The sequence below is a fragment of the Ornithinibacillus californiensis genome, from assembly GCF_001038485.1.
GTDB classification, from domain to species: Bacteria; Bacillota; Bacilli; order Bacillales; family Amphibacillaceae; genus Ornithinibacillus; species Ornithinibacillus californiensis.
In genome coordinates this window covers 1-25,001 of the sequence record NZ_LDUE01000049.1, presented here as the reverse complement: position 1 = coordinate 25,001, position 25,001 = coordinate 1, and the positions used below count along the sequence as shown (strand labels likewise).

General features: G+C 38.0%; 28 protein-coding genes and 1 riboswitch. Of the genes, 11 read left to right on the top strand and 17 right to left on the bottom strand.

The window, feature by feature from the left end:
- Nucleotides 1–31 precede the first annotated feature (31 nt).
- The 7 genes from TE34_RS11600 to TE34_RS11570 all read left to right on the top strand — a co-directional run bounded on the left by TE34_RS11600 (nucleotide 32) and on the right by TE34_RS11570 (nucleotide 5,330).
- Nucleotides 32–754, top strand: a complete 723-nt coding sequence (locus TE34_RS11600) for an ABC transporter ATP-binding protein (RefSeq protein ID WP_157037625.1) — start codon at nucleotides 32–34, stop codon at nucleotides 752–754.
- Entirely contained in the window at nucleotides 751–1,506 is a 756-nt protein-coding gene (locus TE34_RS11595) for an ABC transporter permease (protein WP_047984984.1), read from the top strand. The genes TE34_RS11600 and TE34_RS11595 overlap by 4 nt, the downstream gene beginning before the upstream one ends.
- A 98-nt stretch (nucleotides 1,507–1,604) precedes the next feature.
- Nucleotides 1,605–2,537 carry an aldo/keto reductase gene (locus TE34_RS11590; RefSeq protein ID WP_047984983.1) on the top strand — a complete coding sequence of 311 codons (933 nt, stop codon included), beginning with the start codon at nucleotides 1,605–1,607 and terminating at the stop codon, nucleotides 2,535–2,537.
- Between the two features lie 159 nt (nucleotides 2,538–2,696).
- The gene (locus TE34_RS11585) at nucleotides 2,697–3,146 is read left to right on the top strand and encodes a MarR family winged helix-turn-helix transcriptional regulator (RefSeq protein WP_047984982.1); all 450 of its coding nucleotides are present in this window, start codon (nucleotides 2,697–2,699) and stop codon (nucleotides 3,144–3,146) included.
- Nucleotides 3,143–4,087: a ring-cleaving dioxygenase gene (locus TE34_RS11580; protein ID WP_047984981.1), complete on the top strand. Its 945-nt coding sequence runs from the start codon at nucleotides 3,143–3,145 to the stop codon at nucleotides 4,085–4,087. Before TE34_RS11585 ends, TE34_RS11580 begins: the two co-directional genes overlap by 4 nt.
- Before the next feature lie 10 nt (nucleotides 4,088–4,097).
- Complete coding sequence (locus TE34_RS11575; RefSeq protein ID WP_047984980.1) at nucleotides 4,098–4,709, top strand: flavin reductase family protein; 612 nt, start codon at nucleotides 4,098–4,100, stop codon at nucleotides 4,707–4,709.
- 18 nt (nucleotides 4,710–4,727) lie between these two features.
- A complete protein-coding gene (locus TE34_RS11570; RefSeq protein ID WP_047984979.1) occupies nucleotides 4,728–5,330 on the top strand; it encodes an alpha/beta hydrolase in 603 nt (200 codons plus the stop codon).
- Nucleotides 5,331–5,366: 36 nt separating this feature from the next.
- Here TE34_RS11570 and TE34_RS11565 read toward each other — a convergent pair whose 3' ends face one another.
- The 3 genes from TE34_RS11565 to TE34_RS11555 form a co-directional block, all read right to left on the bottom strand.
- The gene (locus TE34_RS11565) at nucleotides 5,367–6,320 is read right to left on the bottom strand and encodes a calcium/sodium antiporter (protein ID WP_047984978.1); all 954 of its coding nucleotides are present in this window, start codon (nucleotides 6,318–6,320) and stop codon (nucleotides 5,367–5,369) included.
- Between the two features lie 171 nt (nucleotides 6,321–6,491).
- Entirely contained in the window at nucleotides 6,492–7,571 is a 1,080-nt protein-coding gene (locus TE34_RS11560) for an LLM class flavin-dependent oxidoreductase (RefSeq protein WP_047984977.1), read from the bottom strand.
- A 22-nt stretch (nucleotides 7,572–7,593) separates the two neighbouring features.
- Nucleotides 7,594–8,457 (bottom strand): VOC family protein, encoded by an 864-nt coding sequence (locus tag TE34_RS11555; RefSeq protein ID WP_047984976.1) that lies wholly within the window; start codon nucleotides 8,455–8,457, stop codon nucleotides 7,594–7,596.
- 198 nt (nucleotides 8,458–8,655) lie between these two features.
- Nucleotides 8,656–8,700, top strand: a riboswitch (PreQ1 riboswitch).
- A 7-nt stretch (nucleotides 8,701–8,707) separates the two neighbouring features.
- On the opposite strand from TE34_RS11555, the gene TE34_RS11550 reads away from it, so the two are divergent.
- Nucleotides 8,708–9,193 (top strand): QueT transporter family protein, encoded by a 486-nt coding sequence (locus TE34_RS11550; RefSeq protein ID WP_047984975.1) that lies wholly within the window; start codon nucleotides 8,708–8,710, stop codon nucleotides 9,191–9,193.
- 57 nt (nucleotides 9,194–9,250) lie between these two features.
- Here TE34_RS11550 and TE34_RS11545 read toward each other — a convergent pair whose 3' ends face one another.
- Both TE34_RS11545 and TE34_RS11540 read right to left on the bottom strand, forming a co-directional pair.
- A complete protein-coding gene (locus TE34_RS11545) occupies nucleotides 9,251–9,841 on the bottom strand; it encodes a lysophospholipid acyltransferase family protein (protein WP_047984974.1) in 591 nt (196 codons plus the stop codon).
- A 133-nt stretch (nucleotides 9,842–9,974) separates the two neighbouring features.
- Nucleotides 9,975–10,319 (bottom strand): GNAT family N-acetyltransferase, encoded by a 345-nt coding sequence (locus tag TE34_RS11540; RefSeq protein ID WP_064971732.1) that lies wholly within the window; start codon nucleotides 10,317–10,319, stop codon nucleotides 9,975–9,977.
- A 163-nt stretch (nucleotides 10,320–10,482) separates the two neighbouring features.
- Here TE34_RS11540 and TE34_RS11535 point away from each other — a divergent pair, with 163 nt between their 5' ends.
- On the top strand, nucleotides 10,483–12,108 hold the full coding sequence (locus TE34_RS11535; RefSeq protein WP_407944365.1) for a catalase: 1,626 nt from the start codon (nucleotides 10,483–10,485) through the stop codon (nucleotides 12,106–12,108).
- A gap of 1,026 nt (nucleotides 12,109–13,134) precedes the next feature.
- Nucleotides 13,135–14,070, top strand: coding sequence for a nuclease-related domain-containing protein (locus TE34_RS11530; protein WP_047984972.1), 936 nt, complete (start codon nucleotides 13,135–13,137; stop codon nucleotides 14,068–14,070).
- Nucleotides 14,071–14,736: 666 nt separating this feature from the next.
- On the opposite strand, the gene TE34_RS11525 is transcribed toward TE34_RS11530, so the two are convergent.
- Complete coding sequence (locus TE34_RS11525) at nucleotides 14,737–15,033, bottom strand: heme biosynthesis protein HemY (protein ID WP_047984991.1); 297 nt, start codon at nucleotides 15,031–15,033, stop codon at nucleotides 14,737–14,739.
- Between the two features lie 156 nt (nucleotides 15,034–15,189).
- Here TE34_RS11525 and TE34_RS11520 point away from each other — a divergent pair, with 156 nt between their 5' ends.
- On the top strand, nucleotides 15,190–15,858 hold the full coding sequence (locus tag TE34_RS11520; RefSeq protein ID WP_047984971.1) for a GntR family transcriptional regulator: 669 nt from the start codon (nucleotides 15,190–15,192) through the stop codon (nucleotides 15,856–15,858).
- A 34-nt stretch (nucleotides 15,859–15,892) separates the two neighbouring features.
- On the opposite strand, the gene brnQ is transcribed toward TE34_RS11520, so the two are convergent.
- From brnQ to tnpB, 11 genes are all read right to left on the bottom strand, one after another.
- Nucleotides 15,893–17,251, bottom strand: coding sequence for a branched-chain amino acid transport system II carrier protein (gene brnQ, locus TE34_RS11515; RefSeq protein WP_047984970.1), 1,359 nt, complete (start codon nucleotides 17,249–17,251; stop codon nucleotides 15,893–15,895).
- Between the two features lie 197 nt (nucleotides 17,252–17,448).
- The gene (locus TE34_RS11510) at nucleotides 17,449–18,174 is read right to left on the bottom strand and encodes an EcsC family protein (RefSeq protein WP_047984969.1); all 726 of its coding nucleotides are present in this window, start codon (nucleotides 18,172–18,174) and stop codon (nucleotides 17,449–17,451) included.
- Nucleotides 18,175–18,279: 105 nt separating this feature from the next.
- On the bottom strand, nucleotides 18,280–19,146 hold the full coding sequence (locus TE34_RS11505) for a metal ABC transporter permease (protein WP_047984968.1): 867 nt from the start codon (nucleotides 19,144–19,146) through the stop codon (nucleotides 18,280–18,282).
- Complete coding sequence (locus tag TE34_RS11500) at nucleotides 19,143–20,066, bottom strand: metal ABC transporter permease (protein WP_047984967.1); 924 nt, start codon at nucleotides 20,064–20,066, stop codon at nucleotides 19,143–19,145. The genes TE34_RS11505 and TE34_RS11500 overlap by 4 nt, the downstream gene beginning before the upstream one ends.
- Nucleotides 20,047–20,808 carry a metal ABC transporter ATP-binding protein gene (locus TE34_RS11495; protein ID WP_047984966.1) on the bottom strand — a complete coding sequence of 254 codons (762 nt, stop codon included), beginning with the start codon at nucleotides 20,806–20,808 and terminating at the stop codon, nucleotides 20,047–20,049. Before TE34_RS11495 ends, TE34_RS11500 begins: the two co-directional genes overlap by 20 nt.
- Nucleotides 20,809–21,747: a metal ABC transporter solute-binding protein, Zn/Mn family gene (locus TE34_RS11490; RefSeq protein WP_047984965.1), complete on the bottom strand. Its 939-nt coding sequence runs from the start codon at nucleotides 21,745–21,747 to the stop codon at nucleotides 20,809–20,811.
- Between the two features lie 231 nt (nucleotides 21,748–21,978).
- Nucleotides 21,979–22,788: a DUF4097 family beta strand repeat-containing protein gene (locus tag TE34_RS11480; protein ID WP_047984963.1), complete on the bottom strand. Its 810-nt coding sequence runs from the start codon at nucleotides 22,786–22,788 to the stop codon at nucleotides 21,979–21,981.
- On the bottom strand, nucleotides 22,781–23,341 hold the full coding sequence (locus tag TE34_RS11475; protein ID WP_047984962.1) for an HAAS signaling domain-containing protein: 561 nt from the start codon (nucleotides 23,339–23,341) through the stop codon (nucleotides 22,781–22,783). Before TE34_RS11475 ends, TE34_RS11480 begins: the two co-directional genes overlap by 8 nt.
- Complete coding sequence (locus TE34_RS11470) at nucleotides 23,334–23,657, bottom strand: PadR family transcriptional regulator (RefSeq protein ID WP_047984961.1); 324 nt, start codon at nucleotides 23,655–23,657, stop codon at nucleotides 23,334–23,336. Before TE34_RS11470 ends, TE34_RS11475 begins: the two co-directional genes overlap by 8 nt.
- 234 nt (nucleotides 23,658–23,891) lie before the next feature.
- Nucleotides 23,892–24,068: a hypothetical protein gene (locus TE34_RS21050; protein WP_157037624.1), complete on the bottom strand. Its 177-nt coding sequence runs from the start codon at nucleotides 24,066–24,068 to the stop codon at nucleotides 23,892–23,894.
- 69 nt (nucleotides 24,069–24,137) lie between these two features.
- Nucleotides 24,138–25,001: IS200/IS605 family element RNA-guided endonuclease TnpB (tnpB, locus tag TE34_RS11465; protein ID WP_047984960.1), on the bottom strand; the 864-nt coding region annotated here is incomplete at its 5' end.

The window sequence follows — 25,001 nt, the reverse complement described above, 5'->3', positions numbered from 1 at the left end:
AAGAAGGAATATACTAAAGGAAGTGTCAGACATGAGTCAAGCAGCCATCCTATTTCGAGACGTCAACTTTTCCGCAGATGGCCTACATATATTAAAAAACATTACCGGCTCCTTCACCGAAGGCAAAATTACAACCCTTGTCGGTCCATCCGGTGCTGGTAAATCTACTCTTTTCAAGCTATGTAATGGATTACGTTCTCCTAATTCAGGGGAAATTTTAATTAAAGGCAAACCAATTGAAGCGTATGATCCAGTAGAGCTACGTAGAAACGTCGGCATCGCCCTGCAAAGTGCAACAATGGTTAAAGGGAGTGTATTGGAAAACCTGGAACTTCCGTTAACCTTGCAAGGCAAAAAAATAGATATAGATTTTGCGAAAGAATTACTTCATGATGTCGGGTTAGCAGGGGACTTATTAGAGCGAAATGCAAAGGACCTTTCCGGTGGGCAGAAGCAAAAGCTATCGATTGCAAGGACATTAGTGAATAAACCGAAAGTATTATTATTAGATGAGATTACGTCTTCCCTTGACCGAGTATCTCAGCACGATATCGAAGAACTGATAGAGAAAATTAACGAAAAGTACGGAACAACCATGATATGGATTACCCACAATCTAGACCAAGCTTTAAGAATCGGGCACTTTACTTGGGTGATGATGAATGGGGAACTGATTGAATCAGGTGACAGTTCACTTTTAAAGGATCCAAAAGATAAGCGCGTCCAAGATTTTGTAAAGGGGGAAATAGAATGAGCTATCTCACGCTATCACTGACACTTATTTTCGTTCTTATCCCACTTATTCTATCTCGGACATTAAAGCTAGGTTTAGAAAAGGATACGCTCATCGCAACGGTTCGCTCCATTATTCAATTACTGGCAGTTGGTTATGTCTTACAATATGTTTTTGAAGTGGACAATATTATTTTCATCGTCCTTATGATTCTACTCATGATTGGAGCAGCAACCCAGAACGCGAGGAAAAAAGGCGCATCTATCCAAGGCATTACCTGGAAACTTGTAGTGACATTTGTCTTTATTGAAGTATTAACACAAAGTATTTTGTTAGGGTTTCAAATTGTCCCACCAACACCACAATATATTATTCCAATTAGTGGGATGGTTATCGGTAATTCGATGGTGCTTGGAATTCTATTTTTAAATCGTTTTACAGCAGAAGTGGAAAATCGCCAAGACGAAACAGAATTGATCCTAACCTTAGGTGGGACACCGAAACAAGCCATTCACACACAATTAATTACATCTATTAAAGCAAGTACGATTCCAACCATTGAAAGTCAAAAGACAATTGGACTTGTGCAGTTGCCCGGGATGATGAGTGGACAAATTATCGCTGGAGCTGACCCGGTACAAGCCGTTCAATTTCAACTCTTAATTCTATTCCTGCTATTAACAACTGCTGTCGTAACAAGTATTCTGTTAGGGTATTTATCCTACCCGACGTTATTTAATAAACGCATGCAATTCTTAAAGCTAAAAAGCTAGCGGTAAGGGAATCTCATGAACTGGGATTCCCTTTTTCTTGTATACATCATCGATTATCCAATAGAATGAAAGTAACTTACTATATGGAGGTCATGATATTGTCTAAGAAAGTTCGTATAGGAAACACAGATTTAGTCGTAAACCCCATCGGCTTAGGCGCAAACGCAATAGGCGGTCATAATCTGTACAACGGAATAGATGAGCAACTCAATAGAGAATTATTAAGAACAGCAATCAATGAGGGTCTAGATTATATCGACACAGCGTTCACGTATGGAATGGGACGTTCCGAAGAAATTATCGGTGAAGTTGTAAATGAGATGGGCAACCGCCAAGGACTTACCATTGCCACGAAAGGAACACAAAGAATTGTAGACGGGGAAAGAGTCATCGATAACTCCCCAGCATACTTACGCGAGACTGTGGATGCAAGCCTAAAAAGACTTCAAACCGACTATATTGATTTATTCTACATACACTATCCAGATGAAAACACCCCAAAATATGAAGCAGTTGGTGCATTAAAGGAACTTAAAGATTCTGGAAAGATCCGAGCTATTGGTGTATCCAACTTTTCACCAGAACAGTTAAAAGAAGCAAATCAAGATGGGTATGTCGATGTATTACAAGGACATTATAATCTGTTAAACCGCCAAGCAGAAACAGACTATTTCCCTTATACAATAGCCAATAACATCTCTTTCGTTCCGTACTTTCCATTTGCCTCAGGTTTACTGGCAGGAAAGTATACGAAAGATACAACTTTCGATGACTTCCGCAAAAACATGCCACATCTTCAAGGTGAAGCATTCGAGCAAAACCTAGCAAAAGTAGAGAAACTGAGAGTAATAGCAAATGATAAACAAACAGAAGTATCTAATCTCGTCTTAGCTTGGTATCTTGCCCAAGATGCAATCGACACCGTTATCCCTGGTGCAAAGACACCAAAGCAAGTAATTCGTAATCTAAAAACGTTAGAATTACAGCTAACACCAGCTGAAATGGAAACGATAGGCCGCATTTTTTCTTAAGAGGGTTCTGACCCCTCTTTTTCTTTTCCCCAGCGCTTAAATTTCCGATATTCGCTAAAGCTATATACAAGGTAATTTGACAGGTTTACCGTAATCAGATAAAATATACTTAATTAAAGATATTCAAATTCATAATATATAAATTAAGAAGGTGTAAAAATGAGCGATAATCTTTCCTTAAAAGCATTCGTCGTTCTTATGAAGGCTTCTAAGTCTCTCCAAGAGGTTATTAAAGATGATATCAGTTGTCACGGGATGCGCACCTCTGACTTTGAGATTTTAGAGGCGCTATATCATAAAGGTAGATTAACTGTTAGAGAAGTATCTGAGGCAGTACTTATCAACACAGGTTCCATTACCTATGTAATTGATAAGTTAGAGAAAAAAGGGCTTATTGAAAGAAGTCACTGTAAGGATGACCGAAGAGTTGTCTATATTCACATTACCGATGAAGGTAAAAAACTAATGGATGATATTTTTCCTAAGCATCAACAAGTTATTGAGAGCTTCTTTCAAGACGTTTCTGATGAAGAAACAAAAGTCCTTATTAATGTATTAAAACGAGTTGGCCATAGGGCAACCGAAGTAAAGGCAGATGATAAACCATGAAGAAAACAGCAGGAATTCATCACATCACATCAATCGTAGGGCACCCTCAAGAGAATGTGGATTTCTATGCTAGTGTTCTCGGGTTACGATTAGTGAAGAAGACTATCAACTTTGATGATCCAGGTACGTACCATCTTTATTTTGGAAATGATGGCGGTCGTCCTGGCTCCATTATCACTTTTTTCCCTTGGGCTAATGCCTACCAAGGAAAAATTGGTGGTGGCCAGGTTGGAGTCACTTCTTATGCTGTACCAACAGGGTCAATGCCCTTCTGGAAAAAGCGGCTTGAGAAATTTAATATCAACTATACTAAGTCAGAGCGCTTTGGTGAAACGTATTTCGTATTTGATGATGTACACGGTTTACAGCTTGAATTAGTAGAGCGTGAAGAGGGAGAAATCAATAACTGGTCCATTGGTGATGTCACTCCCGAAGTTGCCATTAAAGGATTTGCCGGTGCTGTTCTCTTATCTACACAACCAGAAGAAACTGCACGCTTATTAGTCGATGTTATGGGACTTGAAAAGATTGGCGAAGAAGGCGACTTGATTCGTTTTAAATCTCATGGTGATATCGGGAATATAATTGATTTAAAGAAAACAACGGTAGGCCGAGGCCAAATGGGAGTCGGAACCGTTCACCATATCGCATGGCGAGCTGAGGATGATGAAGATCAATTAGATTGGAAAACTCATGTGGCAGGCAACGGATACGCTGTAACTCCAGTTAGGGACCGTAACTATTTCAATGCCACATATTTTAGAGAGCATGGCGAAATTTTATTCGAGATTGCGACGGACCCACCAGGTTTCGCACATGATGAGTCCTATGAAACGATGGGTGAAGAATTAAAACTCCCACCGCAATATGAACAATACCGTGAAAAGTTAAATACCCATTTATTCCCTATCAAAGTGAAAGATCTTGACCATGGAAAGTGAGGGGAATAGGATGCTTTCCTTTAATCCTAGAAATCTTACCGAACGAGAAAATTATAAACTATTGATTGGCTCTATCATACCAAGACCAATTGCTTTCGTTACGACGAAAGCAGAGGATGGAATAATTAACGGTGCACCATTTAGCTATTTTAATATCGTTTCATCCAACCCACCAATGGTTTCTTTAGCCGTTCAACGAAAAAATGGTGAGATGAAGGATACTACAAGAAATATTGTCGCAACTGGGGAATTTGTTATTCAAATCGTTGACGAACAAAATGTGGAGAACATTAATAAAACTGCCGCTTCACTTCCACCAAATAAGAGCGAAATAGAACCAGCAGGTCTTTCGCTCCAACCAAGTACAGCAGTTTCTGTACCAGGAATAACGGAGGCAAAAGTAAGATTGGAATGTAAACTGGAACAATCTATTTCTCTAAAAACTGAAAATGGTGAACCCGGATCAGAATTGATTATCGGGAGAATCGTACATTATCAGATTGACGAAGAAGTATATGAAGATGGCAAAATCAATGCTGACAAACTTGCAGCGGTTAGCCGCTTAGCAGGTTCCAATTATGCTAAAATAGGTGACATTTTTTCCATAGAAAGACCGAATTAACAATAGAGGAGACTAAATATGAAACATATTTTCCAAAAGGGAACAAACCCTGATAAACCTACTTTACTATTACTGCATGGTACAGGAGGAACGGAACAAGACCTTCTTCCCCTTGCAGAAATTATCGATAAAGAAGCAAATATCCTTAGCGTTCGTGGGAACGTATCAGAAAATGGTATGCCACGTTTCTTTAAACGCTTAGCAGAAGGTATTTTTGATGAAGAGGATTTAATCTTCCGCACGAAAGAATTACATGCGTTCTTAGATGAAGCTGCTGAAAAATATGATTTTGACCGTAACAATATTGTTGCCGTTGGTTATTCAAACGGTGCTAATATTGCAGCTAGTTTAATGTTCCATTACCAAAACGCATTACGCGGAGCAAGTCTACACCACCCAATGGTGCCAAGAAGAGGAATCGAGTTGCCTAACCTAACTGGTAAGGACGTATTCATCTCTGCTGGTACAAACGATCCAATCTGTCCTGCACAAGAATCAGAGGACCTTCATTCCTTACTAGAATCTGCTGGTGCAAAAGTTGAGGTTTACTGGGAAGACAGAGGACATCAACTTACAATTAGTGAAGTAAGAGCAGCAGAAAATTGGTATCAAACACTATAAGTAGAAAATGCTCCCTAATGGAAGGGAGCATTTTTTTTAATTTCGAACGATAATATATACCATATATATAAAATAGCTAAAGGCTAAAATAAACCCTTCCTTCTTTCCAACCTTATAGTGGGTAGTGGAAAACAGTAATAAAACAAGCGTCAAAGCGATCATAATAATAACATCAAAAAACACCTTGTCATTGATTGGTAATGGAGAGATGATCGATGAGGCACCTAACACAAATAAGATATTAAAAATATTACTTCCTACGATATTCCCTAAAGCGATCTCACTTTCTTTCCTAAATGCAGCTGTAATGGATGTTACTAGTTCCGGTAACGATGTTCCTATTGCAATAATTGTCAACCCTACTAATGTCTCACTCATACCGAGTGAGTACGCAATTTCAGTACCATTATCAACAACCATATCCCCACCAAATACAATTGCCCCAAGGCCTATCAAGGTTAAAAAGCTATTTTTTCCCCATGTAATGTCTTTTGGAATTACCTCATGTTTACTGCCATTCCGACTTTTTAAACCGATTTCAATAATATAATACATAAACACAGAAAGAAAAAGTAGAAATATTAAGCCGTCGCTCCGTGTTAACAAGTTGGAATCAAAGCCCTGTAAGACCACATCTCCCATTAGGATGAGTAATGCCCCACTAGCTAATAACGTGAAAGGAATTTCCTTTATAATGGTTTCCGTCTCTACTTTTAACGGAAAGATAAATGCAGCTACACCAACAACGAGGGTTAGATTAAAAATGTTACTTCCCACCACGTTACCTAGTGAGACATCTGCACTGCCTTCCAATGCCGCTATGATACTTACCGTTGCTTCAGGAGAACTTGTCCCAAAGGCCACAATGGTTAATCCAATTAATATCGGTGGTACTCTAAGAAGTCTCGCAATATTCGAAGACCCTGCCACAAAGTAATCCGCACCTTTAATTAACAATAGAAACCCTATTAGTAATAGTATATATGCCATTAAATAAACCCCAACCTTTATAAGTTGATTTATCATTAACGTTTGCTAATCATGTAAACTTCATTCAAATATTGGGTTATTGCAAATTGAATGAAATTGGAAACTCATGGAACTTAGCCTTACTATGACCAAAAATAAAAAAGCTGTCAATTTAGACAGCTTTCCTACCTCTTATACTGTTACTTTTGTATTTATCTCTTTTCGCAACATAGGTGCTACTTCAGTACCTAATGACTCAATCGTCTTAGCAACTTTTTCAAATGGAACTGCCCCAATATCCGTTTGCAGCATAAATCTTGTGTGTCCATAGAGTTCATGCTGATATAGCACCTTTTCAACAATCTCTTGTGGACTTCCAATAAACATTACACTTTCAGGACCTGTCATTTGTTCGAATGCTTCACGAGGAAGAATACCGGATCGCATGCCTCGTTGCTCTTGAATTAGCTTAATATAATGTGAATAATATGGGTAAAATTCATCCCTAGCTTGTTCTATAGAATTGGCAATATAGCCATGACCTGAAACAGCAATCTTTAATTGCTCTTCTGTATAGCCCGTAGCAATTCCAGTTTCACGATATGCATCGATTAAAGGCATAAAACGTTCGTGTGTACCACCAATCATCGCAATAGTTAAACCAGTGCCATATCTACCAGCTCTAGCGGCACTTGACGGTGTTCCGCCAACGCCTACCCAGATAGGTAGTTTTTCTTGATCGGGTCTAGGAGCTATTTCTGCGTTATTTAAAGCCGAACGGAATTTCCCATTCCAAGTAACTCTTTCCTGTTCATTTAATTCCATTAGCAATTGCAGGTGTTCTTCAAATAATGCATCATAATCATCGAATTTATAACCGAATAATGGGAAGGACTCTACAAATGCACCTCGTCCAGCTGTAATTTCAGCTCTCCCCCCAGAAATTAAATCCAATGTAGCAAAATCCTCAAATAAACGGACTGGGTCAACGGTATTTAAAACCGTCGTTGTGCTTGTTAGCTTTATATTCTTTGTCGCTTGAGCAATGGCTGATAATACCATTTGTGGTGAAGAAACTGCATAATCTAATCGGTGATGTTCGCCTACACCAAAAATATCTAATCCTACTTCATCCGCAAGTTTTGCCGCTTCAATTATTTCGTGAATACGCTGCTTCGCACTAACTGTTTCTCCGGTAACCGGGTTCTTGACTATATCAGCTAGTGTGTAAATTCCAATTTCAAAAGACTGATTATTTTGTTGTGTATCCATCGATGCTCCCCCAATAATCTAACTATTTGCTTACGTGAAGTTGAATTGTATTTCCAGCAGGATCTTTCACAACAAAGTAATTATCTTCTGCTACAACCTCTGCTCCAACTTTACGCAGGTCCTCAATTTTACTTTGTCTCGTTTCTTCATCTGCCATGACTAAGCTAAACCAGTTTAAACCAACACTATTATCTGCAGGTGTAGGAGCTCCAACACCATTCCATACATTCAATCCAAGATGGTGATGGTATCCACCATACGAAGCAAATAACGCACCAGGATATCTCGTTACTATATCAAGTCCAAGTCCGTTTACATAGAATTCTTCCGTTGCGTCCAGGTCTGCCACATGTAGATGAATATGACCCATTACCGTATCTTTTGGTAAACCATCCCATACTTTATCACTTGTTGCCATTAGGCCGTTTGCATCTAGTGCAACTGTAGCCATTTCAACTGTACCTTTATCCCAAGTCCAACTAGTTGAAGGCTTATCAGCTGCGACCTCAATACCATTACCATCTGGGTCATCAAAATAAAGTGCTTCACTTACGTAGTGATCAGATGCTCCTAAGCGTAGTGTCTGACCCTCTGTTTGCACTAAATGTTGAAGGAAATTTGCAAGGTCTGCTCTTCTAGGAAATAGTATCGCAAAGTGATAAAGTCCAGTTGTTCTTCCTTGTTTAGGTTGAACATTTTCAGGTTGTTCTAATACCAGGATTGGCTGCACGCCATCTGCAGATAAAGCTACTTTACGTTCTGATTGTTCTAAGACTTGGAAACCAAATATTCTCTGGTAAAAGTCTAATGAGTTTTTTAAATTAGTTACATTGATATTTACTACCCCAACATAAGTTGTTGGTTTTTGAAAGAATTTCTTTTCCATATATATTCTCCTCTAGTTACATTATTATATTTAGTTACTTAATGTAAGTATAATTTTATATATAAACTTTGTCAATAAATACTCTGTTTAGTATCCACGTCAAGCTGTTCTATTATTAGTATAGAACCATAGTATTTATAGGGAGAAAAAACTTCTTTCTATTTTTTCTAATCTGTACTATACTAGATTAGTTGCTTGCAAGACGTGGTTCGAGACCATCCCACGTAAAAAAACTAAGGGAGAGATTAATATGAAAGCAAGAACATTAGTGCTCAACGCATTGGTGGCAGGACTTTATGTAGCTGTTACAGCCTTAGTCGCACCAATTGCTTTTGCGAATATCCAGTTCCGTATTTCGGAGATATTCAATCATCTTGTTGTTTTTAACAAGAAATTGTTTTTTGGTATCGTAATAGGTGTATTCTTATCCAACTTACTCCTATCACCTTATAAGCTTGATCTAATCTTTGGAGTAGCACACTCTGCCATTTCACTAGGAATTATCATCCTACTCTCGAAATATATCAAAGATGTTTGGACGCTATTAATTATGAATACTTTGGTATTCACATTTAATATGTTCATCATTGCTTGGCAGATTAAAATCGTTGAACCAGATGCTCCGTTTTTCCTCATGTGGTTAACAACTGCAGTTGGAGAATTCGGTGTATTAGCGATTGGTATTCCAATTATGTATGCTCTTCATAAACGGCTTCAATTTGATAAGCTACTATAATATAAATATAAAAAAACCTTCACAGCTTCTCTTCATGAGAAATTGTGAAGGTTTTTCTTATTTAATCTTATCTTGTAAATCACGCATTTCCTTATCCAATTGTACCATTAATACATCCATGCCTTCCTTTTTAGAAAGACCCTCCGGAAGCTGAATCGGCTCTCCATAGATTAATCTTGGTTTAATACGTTTAAATAAATCCTTGAAATTATTAGGTCCTACATAAGCTGCAGGCACAATTGCCACATCAGCATGAGCAGCAATCGTCACTGCTCCCCGTTTAAGAGGTGCATCCTCACTAGAACGGGTTCCACTAGGAAAAATACCAACTACTTTACCTTCCTTTAGTAATCTCCGAGGTGTTTTAATCGCACTCGGTCCAGGGTTTTCACGATCTACCGGGAATGCATGTAAGTTCTCCATTAACCACTTCAAAAATTTCGTCTGAAATAATTCCTTTTTCGCCATATAATGAATTTCGGTAGGCATGGTTGCAATACCTAACCATAAAATATCTACAAAACCAGTATGTGTACACGCAATGACATAGCTACCAGACTTTGGTAGATTGTCCTTTTGGTATACTTTTATCCTTCCAAAAATGCTTAAGAAAACTTTCACAACAAAAGCAGCAAACTTATATAACATGTTCTTCTCCTCTATTCTCATGATAGCTTATAACCTATTTTACCACAGAGTACTATTACCTAGTACTAATTTTTATTGTATTTTTGTTTTTATTTCTATATAAATTACTACTTTAAATCTTGTATAAAAGTAATTAGCCGATTTGAGTACACCCTTTTTCTAATAACCAGTTCTTCCCTTCACGAAATAGCTTAGTAGAGATTCCGTTTCTTCTCCATTCGGGTTTCACATATACCCCCTCCAGATAACCTGTAGGACTTACATCTGAACCCTCCACATAATCTTCCCGGATCGATAGGTGCATAAACCCAACAGGATGGTCACTATCATAGTAAAGTAGGAATTGATGCTTCGTCGATTTTAGCATCTCCAACATCTCAGCTTGAAGCTCCTCAAACTCATTTCCTGTATACAATTCCAATGCAAGTCTTGTAAGTTCTTCTAAATGATTATGGCCAGCCTTCGTTATGTATCCCATATGTTTGCCCTCCCCATGAAACATCTTTTTAAGCTAAGAATAGCTTGTCCATAAGATGTTAGCAACTAATACCAAATATTTTGTAATATCCACCAAAAATAAGATTATTTTATCGCAATCTTGGTAAGCATAGTACTGTATTTAAGTACATAGAAAAGAGGCGATACTAGTGGATAAATCAAATGAAACTCCACAGACAAATATTGAAAATGATGACACATTAACAACGAGACAAGGTCATCCCGTTACAAACAATCAAAACATACGCACAGTAGGTAACCGTGGACCTGCAACACTAGAAAACTATGATTTCATTGAGAAAATCAGTCACTTTGACCGTGAAAAAGTTCCAGAGCGTATTGTGCATGCTCGCGGTGCTGGTGCACATGGTTACTTTGAAACCTATGGGACAGTCGGGGATGAACCTGCTTCCAAGTATACACGCGCGAAAGTTTTCAATGGTAAAGGGAAGCAGACGCCTGTATTTGTCCGTTTTTCAACGGTAGTTGGTGGGAATGATTCACCAGAAACAGCCCGTGATCCACGTGGGTTTGCCATTAAATTTTATACGGAGGATGGAAACTGGGATTTAGTTGGAAACAACTTAAAAATCTTCTTTATTCGTGATGCCATGAAATTCCCTGATATGATCCATGCTTTCCGAGCAGATCCGGTTACGAACATGCAAGATCCGGAGCGTTTCTTTGACTTCTGTTCCAACTCACCGGAATCCTTCCATATGGTGACCTTTGTTTATTCACCTTGGGGTATTCCAGCAAACTACCGTATGATGCAAGGATCTGGAGTGAACACCTATAAATGGGTTAATAGCGAAGGAAAAGCTGTTCTTGTAAAGTATCATTGGGAACCGAAACAAGGTATAAAAAACTTAACAGTAAAAGAAGCTGCCGAGATTCAGGCTAAAAGTGTGAACCATGCAACACAGGATTTATATGAAGCAATCGAAAAAGGTGACTATCCGGAATGGGAACTATTTGTTCAGATTATGGAAGATGGTCCGCATCCAGAGCTTGATTTTGATCCACTGGACGACACAAAACTATGGCCTGAAGACCAATTCCCATGGTTACCAGTCGGTAAAATGGTGCTTAATAAAAACCCAGAGAACTACTTTATGGAGGTTGAGCAAGCTGCCTTTGGTACAGGTGTACTCGTAGACGGTCTGGACTTCTCCGATGATAAGATGTTACAAGGTAGAACATTCTCTTACTCTGATACACAGCGTTATCGCGTTGGCGCTAACTATCTACAAGTACCAATTAACGCCGCGAAAAAACGAGTTGCAACGAACCAAGAAGGTGGCCAGCTTCGTCATTATAACGATAAAGCACCTGGGCAAAATCCACACGTCAATTATGAACCGTCCTTCCTAGGTGGATTAAAAGAAGCAGAACAGGTTGGAGCAGAGCATACACCTAAGGTAGAAGGTAACTTAGTCCGTGAATCGATCGAACGCAATGATAATACGAAACAAGCTGGTGAAACGTATCGCCGCTTTGAACAATGGGAAAAAGACGAGTTAATTAACAACCTCGTCAATGACTTGGCAACATGTGATAAACGAATCCAAGATAAAATGATTGCTTTAGCAGAAGAAGCTGATGAAGAATATGGCCGTAGACTTCGTGAAGGAATCGCTGCAAAAACAAAAGAGACAGGCAATATGAAAATGGAAGCAGGCGAAGAATTCCATCCACTAGGCAAACCAGACGCAGCCGAAGCAGTAGACGACGCCGTAAAAAAAGGACACGACGCAGAACCTTATTAAGCTTTTATTGTGAGGGAAAGGGCACCCAGATGGATGCCCTTTTTCTTGTGGGTGTTAGGTGTGCAAGGGCATTCTTCATTTCAGTATTGGTTGGGAGGAGAAATGAGGTTTGGTGCGTATTTATTATTCTTTTTTAGATCGGATTTGGATGGAAATGTAGTTTGGCATGTGCTCATTATTCTTTTACTGAATAGATTTGGATGGAAATGTAGTTTGGTGTGTGCTCATTATTCTTTTACTGAATAGATTTGGATGGAAATGTAGTTTGGCATGTGCTCATTATTCTTTTTTAGAGCAGATTTGGATGGAATTGTAGTTTGGCACTTGTTCATTATTCTTTTTTAGAGCAGATTTGGATGGAAATGTAGTTTGGCATGTGCTCATTATTCTTTTTTAGAGCAGATTTGAATGAAAATGTAGTTTGGCACATGTTCATTATTCTTTTTCAGAACAGATTTGGGTGGAAATGTAGTTTGGCATGTGCTCATTATTCTTTTTCAAAAAAGATTTGAATGAAAATGTAGTTTGGCATGTGCTCATTATTCATTTTTAGAGCAGATTTGAATGAAAATGTAGTTTGGCACATGTTCATTATTCTTTTTCAGAACAGATTTGGATGGAAATGTAGTTTGGCATGTGCTCATTATTCTTTTTCAGAACAGATTTGGATGGAAATGTAGTTTGGCACGTGCTCATTATTCTTTTTTAGAGCAGATTTGAATGAAAATGTAGTTTGGCACATGCTCATTATTCTTTTTCAGAACAGATTTGGATGGAAATGTAGTTTGGCATGTGCTCATTATTCTTTTTTAGAGCAGATTTGAATGAAAATGTAGTTTGGCACATGTTCATTATTCTTTTTCAGAACAGATTTAGATGGAAATGTAGTTTGAAGAATGATCATTGATCGTCATCTTTTATTCCTTCTACGCCTTACTATAGTTAACTATCTTTTATAGTAATCTAATTGATAAAACTAATAGAGTTTGCTATATTATTACCAAAAAGTGCTAAAGGATGTGGAAAATGGAACTTAAAAAACGAACCATGCCAAAGGAACTGCAACTGTTTAGTAGTCTAGCTCCGCGATTTGAGTTATCTACTAAAGAAAAACAAACGTACTCCAATCTCCAAAAAGGATATGAGGGCGAATTAATGTTTGATCGAATCATTGCCGATCAGTTACAGTGCGACTACCTCATAATTAAAGACCTACTTTTAAACTTCGATTCAAAAGACTTTCAAATTGACACGCTAATAATATTTCCTACCATCATTCAACTATTTGAGGTTAAAAATTTTGAAGGTGAACATGTTTATGACAAAGAAAAAGACATGTTTTACAAGAACATGAATTATGAAATTCAGAACCCCGAACATCAATTGTCCCGCGCTGTGACTCTACTAAAAAGACTTTTAAAACAACATGGATTTCAAGTAAATCTCCAAGGTACCGTAACCTTCATTAATCCTGAATTTACTCTTTACAATCTTACTCCTGATAAACCTTTTATTCTCCCGACACAGATTAACTCCTTGATGAGAAAGTTTAACCAAAATCACTCTGGAAAGATTACTAATCAGAATAAGGGCATTGGAAAAAAACTTATCTCCCTCCACCAATCGGATTATCCAATAAAGAACATTCCAGATTATACATTCGAGGAATTAAACAAAGGAATTACTTGTCACCATTGCAACTCACTATCGATCTCTTTAAAAGGACATTACTGCTACTGTAGGGAATGCGGAGAAAAAGAAAAGGTGCAACAGGCCGTGGTGCGTAGCGTACAGGAATTCAAAATCCTTTTCCCAGAGGAGAAAGTTACCAAAGCAAAAATATTTGAATGGTGTGGGGGGATGGTATCCGAACAAAGGACTTTGCGAATATTGAAACAGCATTTTCAGTTATTAAATAGAAAAAGATGGGGTTATTATGAGCGAAAAACCGCGAGTAACTAAGTGTACTTGCGGTTTTATTTTATGGCTATTACTTTATTACTTAATTCTTAATGCACGCTCATTCACAATTCAAAATGAATAATGACACTTTCCCTTTCTTCATTTCATTCGCAATCCCGGTGCAAAATGAAAAATGGAGCATCTTCATTCATTATCTCGAACATATTCTCACTTCAAAATGAATAATGGCAGTTCCCCTTTCTTCATTTCAAACACAACCCCGGTGAGAAATGAAAAATGGCGCATCCTCATTCATTATCTCAAACATATTCTCACTTCAAAATGAATAATGACAGTTCCCCTTTCTTCATTTCATTCACAATCCCGGTGAGAAATGAAAAATGGCGCATCCTCATTCATTATCTCAAACATATTCCCACTTCAAAATGAATAATGACAGTTCCCCTTTCTTCATTTCATTCGCAATCCCGGTACGGAATGAAAAATGGCGCATCCTCATTCATTATCTCAAACATATTCCCACTTCAAATTGAATAATGACAGTTCCCCTTTCTTCATTTCAAACACAACCCACGCACAAAATGAAAAACGGCGCAGCCTCATTCATTATTTCAAACACACTCACACTTCAAAACGAAAAATAACACCATCCACCCGCCCATAGAAAAAGACAAGGAATCTCACCCTTGTCTTTTATACTTCTGATTAATGATGATGTCCCATCTTCGGATTCGTAATGACCAATTCCTCTTGAGGAACGTGGAAATACTGAATCCAAATGCCATCTAACCATTCATTACCTTTTTCTAAAATAATATCAATCTCTTTATCCGTTTTCACCACTTCATCATTCTCTGTTGGTGTGCTTAACTCAATATCATAATGCGCATGATCACCATGAAGATGTGTAACGAATACGCGAATCATCTTACCTTGTGCATCACTTGCTTCTAGCATTTTTTTCAAATATTTAGCTGCATTTCTATTTATTTTACATTGCATTGTAAGTAGCCCCTTTAACATAAATTTTACCTCTATATTGTTTCAGTTTTCTCTTTAAAACACAAATTAAACATACTGAATGGAAATTCACATATTCACAACAGGACTTTTCATGTATACTAGAATAGAAAAGTTTTCTAAAGAGGAGGGATTAGTTTGCCGGTACCTGCCAATCACTCTAAGCCAGTTCGCACCACCGCAAAAGAAAGCGCATACAAACAGATATTACATTGGATTATTGATGGAACGCTTTATCCAGGTGAGAAATTAAATGATACCGAGCTTGCAGAAGCACTAGGTGTAAGTAGAACACCGGTTAGGGAGTCTTTACAATTACTAGAATCACAAGGTCTCGTAAAAATGTACCCTGGTAAAGCGACACAAGTAACCGAAGTAGAGAAAGAGTCGATTAGAGATTTACTACCACCTTTGGCTGTATTACAAGCTTTATCTACAGAACTCGCCATCGATCATATGACGAAAGACACCATCTCTTCCCTAAAGAGCATAAATCAGGAGTTCGCAAATGCGCTCTATCAAAAGGATTTTCATGCAGCCTTGAACATAGACGAGCAATTTCATCAGTTGATTGTTGATGCTGCAAACAACACTTACATCAGTGGAATTGTTGAAAAGTTACAAGCGCATGTAAGAAGGTTGTTCTTCCATACTTCCATCATACTTTCCGAAAGTTCCATAGAAGTTCACGAAACTATTATTGAATACATAGAGAAACGGGAGAAAGAAAAAGCCTCATTATTAATGAAACAAAACTGGCTAGATATATTAAAAGATTTCAATCTATCAGAAAAAGTTAAACAGTAAAAAGTCGGTATCCTATTTAGGACACCGACTTTTTTTATACACTTGCTGGTTCTGTTACCTTCTGGATCCGACTGATTACTCCAGTAATAACAATTACTATTAGTGCTGGAGCTAACCAACCTAAGCCTTCATTATAAAACGGTAAAACGTTCGAATAGAATGTGACAACTGGTTCAAAGAAACCATATCCTTCAATTCCAAGAGATCCGTACAGCGTTTTTAACCCGTCAATAACACTAATTAGTAAAGTTACTGCAATTGTAGCTACATAAACCATACGGGAATGATTAAATAATGGTGATAGGAATGTCAATAACATTAATACAATTGCTAATGGGTAAAGAAACATTAAAACAGGTATAGAGTAAGTGATTATATTACTTAACCCAAAGTTTGCAATGATGAATGTAATTGTCGTAAAGAATGTAACAAGTACCTTGTAACTGAATTTAGGCATTAAGCGATGGAAATATTCAGCACATGCAGTCATTAAACCAATATTCGTCGTTAAACACGCCAGAATAATTACCGCACCAAGTAGTATGCTTCCGAACGTACCAAAGTAATAAGAGGCAGCACTACTTAATACTTGTCCACCTGTATCAAAGACTCCAAATTCCTCTACACTTACTGATCCAAGATACGCTATCCCAACATAAATCAAACCAAGTAATGTAATCGCAACGACTCCTGCTTTCGAAGTGGCAGCTAATACCTCTTTTCTTGAAGTTACCCCTAATGACCTAATTGCATTAATAACAATGATTCCGAAAACTAAAGATGCTAATGCATCCATCGTATTATAACCTTCTAAGAAACCTTTACTAAACGCATTACTTTGATAGGCCTCCAAAGGCGCTTGCGCATTACCCATTGGTTTAAACACAACAACTACAAGAAGGATTCCAAGTAACACGACAATTCCTGGTGCTAATAATTTCCCAACTCTGGCTACAATTTTAGCAGGATTCAGTGAAAACCATAGTGACACTGCAAAAAATACAACTGTAAATAATAACAACGTTAATGGTGTTGACCCACCACCTAAGTGAGGTGCAATGGCAACATCATATGCTACTGCTCCAGTTCTAGGTGCAGCAAAAAATGGTCCAATTGTTAAATAAAGTAGTGATGTAAATAGAACTGCATAAATCGGATTAACTCTACTCGCTAGATCATGTAAATCCTTACTTCCTGAGAACCCCATAGCCAGGATACCTAGTAATGGCAACCCTACTCCTGTAATTAAAAATCCTAGTACGGCTGGCCATAAGTTAGTCCCCGCAGCTTGTCCAAGCTGTGCTGGAAAAATTAAATTTCCCGCCCCAAAGAATAGTGCAAAAAGCATGGTACCAACAACTACGTACGATGAAAATGATAGTTTTTCCTTCATCTCTCTCTCTCCTCGGTGTCATATTCGAAATTATCAGACTTAGTAATATGCAATATATTACTTTTGTATGAAAGTTATAATACTATCTTTTTGAGTGAAATGCAATATATTACGACGAAATATTTAGATTTTTTTCATTATAAATAAATTTGCCAAAATATGAAAGGGCTTTCCATTAGGAACAGCCCTTTCATATTTTAATAATCCCTTGGTTGACCAGTCAGGATACGAAGGCGATAAACGTTAACTGCAGTTTCTCCTAAGTGATCGAGAAGATTGTAATTAGCATAGGCCCCAACAACTGCACCGACTCCTGGGATTAATTGAAGCATTTTAACAAAATCGATATAATCCCTATATTCCTGTTGAAAAACTTGCCAATCCATATCGATAAGCTTCTCTTTTTGCTCTTCCCAGTTCTCAATAATAAACAACGTTTCCCTTTGCTTTTCATCACTAGAAAAGGCGAGCTGAAAAATATGCAGTATAAATAATCGTTCTTCATATTTATTCGTATCAAATCCATATATAGCAGCTGCTTCAAACAGAAACTTCATCTTAATCGAAAGTAATAGTGGAAAGTCAGCAAGGCCAAGTAGAATTCCTCCAGCTCCAGTACCTGCTCCCTCCACAGTTGCTGTTTTACGATAAGTAGATAGTTTTTCTTTCGTGAGCTCATCTCTTTCGTACAGGCTCATAGTTGATCGGAGTGCCTTTTTAGTCGTTATATTAGATCCAACTAATGTCGTTTGCACCATCTTCTTAATACTTTCTGTAATGATACGATGGGCTTTCTCCGGAATCATTCCATTGATTTTATTTTGAGCCTTCTTCGCTAATCGGTTAACCACACCTGACTTTTTCATGATTTTCATTCGCCAAGCTTGGATTTCATCAAATGCTTTTAATTCATAGTCATTCATCATAATCTTCCTTCGAATATGGTTTATACATTTATACGGTTCTAGTTATGCTTAAGATTCATAACCTGGTTATTTTGTTATCGTATACCGTTCAAAGGGGTATATTCAGCTAGCAATTCGGTTATATTTTGAGATTAACCCGTGTTTCGGTGAGCCTAAAAAGCTAATTAAGAAGAAAATCCCCGTTGCAAATGCCATAGAAGCCGATATGGAGGTATCTAACCAAGCAGCAACGTAATAACCAACGATGGCAGAAGTAACTCCAAACAAGGCACTTAGTAATAGCATAATGGAAAGTTTATCTGTCCACAGATAAGCAGAAGCCGCTGGTGTAATTAACATAGCAACAACCATAATCGCACCAACTGCATCAAAGGAAGCTACCGTTGTAATGGATACAAGACTCATAAAGAGATAATGCATGAAAACTACTGGAATGCCAAGACTAGCTGCTAACGCTGGATCAAAGGAAGTTATCTTCCATTCTTTATAGAATGCAATAATGCTAACGATTACGATCACTAGTACAAGAGACAGCATTGCGGTTGCGACAGGCACTTTACCAACGAAAGGCAATGTAATAGTGTCCCAAGGGATGAAGGTGATCTCCCCCATTAATGCGTGCTGTACATCGAGGTGAGCATTCCCAACCGATGTTGCGATTAAGATAACGCCTATAGCGAAAAGAGTGGTAAACACAATGCCAATGGAAGCATGTTGCTCAATATCAAACTGATGTAACCACTGTACTAAAAGCGCTGTTACTAATCCTGCTATGATTGCACCAATTAACATATGTGGACCAGATATTTCTTTAGTTATCAAGAAGGCTACTACGATTCCTAATAGCACTGTATGGCTGATTGCATCTGCCATCATAGCCATCTTTCTTAGGATGAGAAATACTCCAATTAAGCTACAAGAAAGCCCCACCAATACAGCGGTTAAAACAATCCAAACTGTATAAGTCATATTAACTCACTCCTTTTGAGTGAGGAGGAACTTTTTCTGGATTTTAGTTGTCTCTTATGCGCGATGATTGCTAAGCGATTAACTAAAATACCTCTTTCCTTCCCAAATATTAAAGAAAGGATAAAAAAACTAGCTGCAACAATCACAATAAACGGACCTGTTGGCCAACCATTTCCGACTGCACTGATAAACGTTCCAAGTACTCCAGAAACTCCACCAAATAATGCTGACAAAATCAGCATATAAAGAAAGGAATTCGTCCAGTATCTAGCGCTTACTGAAGGTATTATTAATAAAGCTGCTATTAATATTACACCTACTGCTTGAATACCAACCACTATCGTTGTAACTAAAACTAAGGTGTAGACTATATTTATCCCTTTAATAGGTAAACCTAACCCTTTTGCAAATTGAGGATCAAATAAATAAATTTTCCATTCTTTAAAGCCGATTGCCACAATAACGATAACCGCGACGGCTAGAAGCAGCATCGTTATGACATCAGATTTCACCATGGAAGCTGCCTGCCCGAATATAAAACTATCCAAACCACTTTGATTACCACCCGCAGACCGGTTGACGATGGTTAATAGCATAATTCCTAGTCCAAAGAAAATCGACAAAACCATTCCCATAGCCGTATCTTCGGTTATTCTGGTAGCGGACTGGATCCACTGAATGAAGAAAGCGCCAATTAAAGAACTTACCGCTGCCCCCATAATAAGAAGAAATAGATTTTTCTCTCCTAAGATTAGAAACGCAATGATGACGCCCGGTAACGCAGCATGTGCTAGTGCATCACTCATGAGACTTTGCTTCTTCCAATATGCTAAGCATCCGATCATACCAGCAGCAATCCCCAAAATCATCGTACTTGCTAACACCCATTGAAAATTACTACTACTGAGAATGGACCACATGGGATTCCTCCTCCTTTAATGTCCAACGCATATTGCCACCATAGGTCCGAGCTATATTTTCTTTTGTGAATATAGAAGTAGTGTCACCATGCGCAACAACCGTTTTGTTAAGAAACAAAACATGGTCATAATAATCTGCCACTGTTTGCAAGTCATGATGAACGACCATCACCGTTTTACCTTGTTCCTTTAGTTCCTTTAAAATTGCCATGATAGCCCTCTCCGTTGCAGCGTCCACTCCAGCAAGCGGTTCATCCATAAAATAGAAATCCGCATCCTGAACAAGTGCTCTTGCCAAAAAAACACGTTGTTGCTGACCACCAGATAACTGACTAATTTGCCGATCTGCATATGCTGCCATTCCCATCTTTTCTAATTTTTCCATTGCCATTTGTTTATGAGAACGATTTGGTAATTTAAGCCACCCTATTCTCCCATATAAGCCCATCAGGACAACGTCTAAAGCATTTGTAGGGAAATCCCAGTCTACCGAACCTCGTTGGGGAACATAACCAATTACTTGTTGTGCAGCTTTGAATGGTAGACCAAAGAAATCAACAGTTCCCGTTAATGTTGGATGTAATTGAAGTAATGTTTTAATTAGTGTTGACTTACCTGCACCATTTGGACCGACAATCCCTGTTAAGGTACCTTGATTAATTTGAAAGTTCACATCATGTAGTACCGTGTTCTTCCTGTATGATGCGGATAAATTATTTACCTTTAAAACAGTCTCAGTCATCTATTTCGCCCCTCCCATTAATGCGTCATAAATCGTCTGTACATTATGGCGATACATACCTAAATACGTACCTTCTTCTGTGCCTGCCTCTCCCATTGCATCAGAGAACAGCTCACCACCTAAGGAGACATCTATTCCTTCATCTATTGCCCCTTCAATAACCGCATTGATAGAGCTGTCATTTATACTACTTTCAATGAATACTGCTGGAACTTCATATTCTTTAATAATTTGAATGGTATCTTGAATATCGGATACACCAATCTCCCCGTCCGTACTCAAGCCTTGAAGACCGATAACCTCTAAATCATGCATTCTTCCAAAGTAACCGAAAGCATCATGCGCCGTTACTAAGTACCGCTTACCAGAAGGAATTTCGGATAGCTTCACTGCTTCTTCTTTTACTTCAGCCATTTTGTTAAAGTACGCCTGCTTATTTTCCTCAAAGTATTCCGCATGGTCTGGGGCGTAATCTTTTAACTCTTCTACTGCCGCATCTAGAGCTTGTTGCCATAGGTCCAAGTCAAACCAAATATGCGGATCAACTGCACCTGTTTCATCTTCTAATAAAGCATCTTCCGAGATGACATCTCCAATAGCTAGAACTGGCTTTGATTGGGACATTTCATTAAAAATATCTACCATATTCGCTTCTAAATTTAACCCATTATAGAATGCTATATCAGCTTCATCAATTTTCGTTATATCACCATGTGTTGCATTGTATAAATGAGGGTCAACAGATGGCCCCATTAAACTACTAACTTTCACATGCTCCCCTCCAATAACGGAAAGTGGTTCGGCAATTTGAGCTATCGTTGTCACGATATTTATCTTTTCCCCCCCACTTTCATTCGAAGCATCTTCAGATACACATGCCGTTAACAACCCTAAACTAAGTACTACGGTGAATATCCACTTTTTCATAAGACCTTTCATTTTGCTCTCTCCTTTTTATTTTTCCCTAAGGAAACTTTATTTGTTACCAACAATATAATAAGAACTGTTTGTATAAGTCAAGTATTTTTTGCTAAAACTTTATTTTTTGCCTTAGGGAAACTTATATGCATTATAAATGCTATGCTAATGAATTCATTAAGGTTCTTTTTTTTTGAAAATAAAAAAGCTGCACAGGGTTTAAACACCCCATACAGCTTGATTTCTCGTGCCTTATTTAGATACAGTAACACTACCATTAACTGTCTTCAATTTAATTTTATTCTTTCCATCTCCGATTACAGCACTTCGGGAATCGTTTCCAAAGATATCAACCTTACCATTTGTTACGCTAACTTCAATTGTTGCATTGGTTGGTTCTTTAGCTGTTTGGACTTTTATTTTCCCGTTAACTGATTCTAAATCAATCATCTGATCTAGATCATTCGTAATTAATGTTGTACTACCATTAACGACATCACTGGTGATGTCACCGCCCACATAAGTTAACGCTATGCTTCCGTTTTCTGAAGAAACAGTTGTGTTGGTTGTTTTTGAATCCTCAATTTCGATACGGCCATTCGTTGTCTTCGCATTTAGATTTCCTACATTAATATTTTCAACACTAATTTTACCATTTACGTTATTTATCTTTAACTCTTCAAATTGTTTTTCAGGTAGATACACCGTAATTTGAGGTCCTGTAAAATCAAAATCTAAATCAAAATGAATAAAACGGATAGCTTTATCATTTAATTCGACGGAAAGAGAGTCTCCATCCTCTTCAATTTCTAATTTATATTTATTATATTTGGTCTCTTTAGCAGTAAACTCAACCGTAATATATTCATCGTTTGTTGGCTCTACCTCAATTGTTGCATTGTCTGACTCTATCATTACTTCCGTTATATCAGGGTTCTTAATCACTTCTGTTTGATTCACTTCTTCTCCTGCGCCAGATGACTTATACGTGAATAAAACGCCAACAATACCAACGATAACAAGACTCGTAGCAATAAGAGTCAATAACTTACGTTTAGGCATCCTTCATTCCTCCTTTTACCATTCTTACATTAAAGTTCAAGTATTTAACAAATCCTTTACTTAACCAGCGTGTTACATAAAACATTCCAATGAAAATAAAGATTCCCAACCCGGATAAAAATAGTGTAAAGAATAAATCATACGCTGCAAAAATCTCTGGATAGATAATGACGTTTACTAGATATAGTACCGGTGATAATACCAATGATAAACCCGATACCCAGCCGGATAAAACAATCGCTGCAAGAGCGACAAACGGTCCAAGTACAATAACAAGATTAAAGAAACCAAGCCCGATTACGGCCCATACCGCCCGAAGAACATTTCCAGTATTAGCTGTTTCTCCAACTTGCTCTAGTCGATAGGTTGCAACTAATTCTTTTGCGATTTGCTGCGGCGAGCCAAGTCCACTTGCAATATCTTCTTCTGACTTCCCTTCACTCATTCCAATTTCAAAATGCTCCCTAAAATCTTGTAATATTTCTTCCCGTTCCGAAGAAGGTAGCCGCTTCAAAGAGTCATTTAACTTACTCAAAAACTGTTCCCTATTCATCTCTTACACCCTCCTTAATTAATTGATTAACACCATTTGTGAATTGTTCCCAGTCTACTAATAAATCCTTGAGATACGCTCTACCGTCCTCAGTTAGTGCATAATACTTTCTAGAAGGTCCTTCCGAAGATTCCTTTAGATAGGTTGTAAAATAGCCTTCTTTGGTTAACCTTCTTAATAATGGATAAACTGTACCTTCAGAAATAGCAATCTGGTCCGATATTTTTTGGACTAATTCATAACCGTACCGATCCTTCTTATCTAGTAAAACGAGCACACAGAGCTCCAGTACGCCTTTTTTAAATTGTACGTTCACAACTTACACCTCTTTTCCACTACTATACAATGTATAGTACCTTAGTATAGATAATAACCATGACTATAATTTAACACACACTACTGTATAATGCAAGGTACTAAAATAAAAAAATAGCAAGGTAATTAAAAAGCCCGAGTAGACCCGGGCTTAGAAGGGGCAACTGCATCCCCTATTATTGTGAATCCTATGTATACGGACCACCTCTCATAAGCTGACCCGTATTAACATCTATTACAATTTTCTATAAAAGTTAATTCGTTTATTAATAGAGAAGAACAAGTTTAGATACACAACGATAATAACAATATCAACAGCAATAACAATATATTGCGGCCACCCTCTCCATGATGTAAATGCTCCCATTTGTGATACTAAAAATAAGACGAAGATTATTGAACTACCCGCCACTTAACCACTCTCCCCGAGTAGTTTGAAGTAGGGGATTCCTAAGAACACCTTCGTACCCGAAAGTTTTGATTAGGCTATCCCCGCAGTCCCTGCGGTTAGAAGTCTTATCGCTTCATTTTTAAGATTTTGTCCTGCGTTAATATCCCTTTGGTGATGGGCTCCACAGACACAAGTCCATTCACGCAAATTCAGATCTTTAACGTCTTTGTTTTTGTGACCACAACTCGAACAAGTCTGAGAACTCGGGAAGGTCTTACTCACTTCCACCACCGTCTTGCCGTACCATTCTGCCTTATATTTCAACATGGCCTTGAATTGATACCAAGACACATCTGCGATAGATTGTGCAGTTCTTTTGTTTTTCATCATGTTAGCTACTTGTAGACTTTCTACCCCAATCACATCGTGGTTTTTGATGATATCGGTAGAGGTCTTATGTAAGAAATCATTCCGTTGGTTTGCAATCTTTTCGTGGAGGCGAGCTACTTTGATTCGTTGTTTATTCCAATTACTAGAGCCGATTACTCGTCTGGAAAGTACTTGTTGGGCTTTCCGTAACTTTTGCTCTGACGATTTCAAGTAGCGGTGATTTTTATATATCGTTCCATCCGCAAGGGTAGCGAAGTCTTTTAAGCCTAAATCAACTCCGGTAGTAGCGTGTGTTTTTGGCAATGGAACCACTTCCGTTTCCACTAAGATGGAAACAAAGTACTTACCACTTGGATTACGCCGGATGGTCGCGTTGATGATTCGGCCATCTACCTCCCGGCTTTTGGCAAATCGAACAAGGCCAAGTTTCGGTAACTTGATGTGCTTATCAAAAATTGCGATATTCCCACTCGTTTGTTTGGTGATATAGGACTGTACCTTATTCTTTTTGCTTTTGAATGTAGGGGCATGATTTTGCTTCTTGTAATAGCGTTGGTATGCATC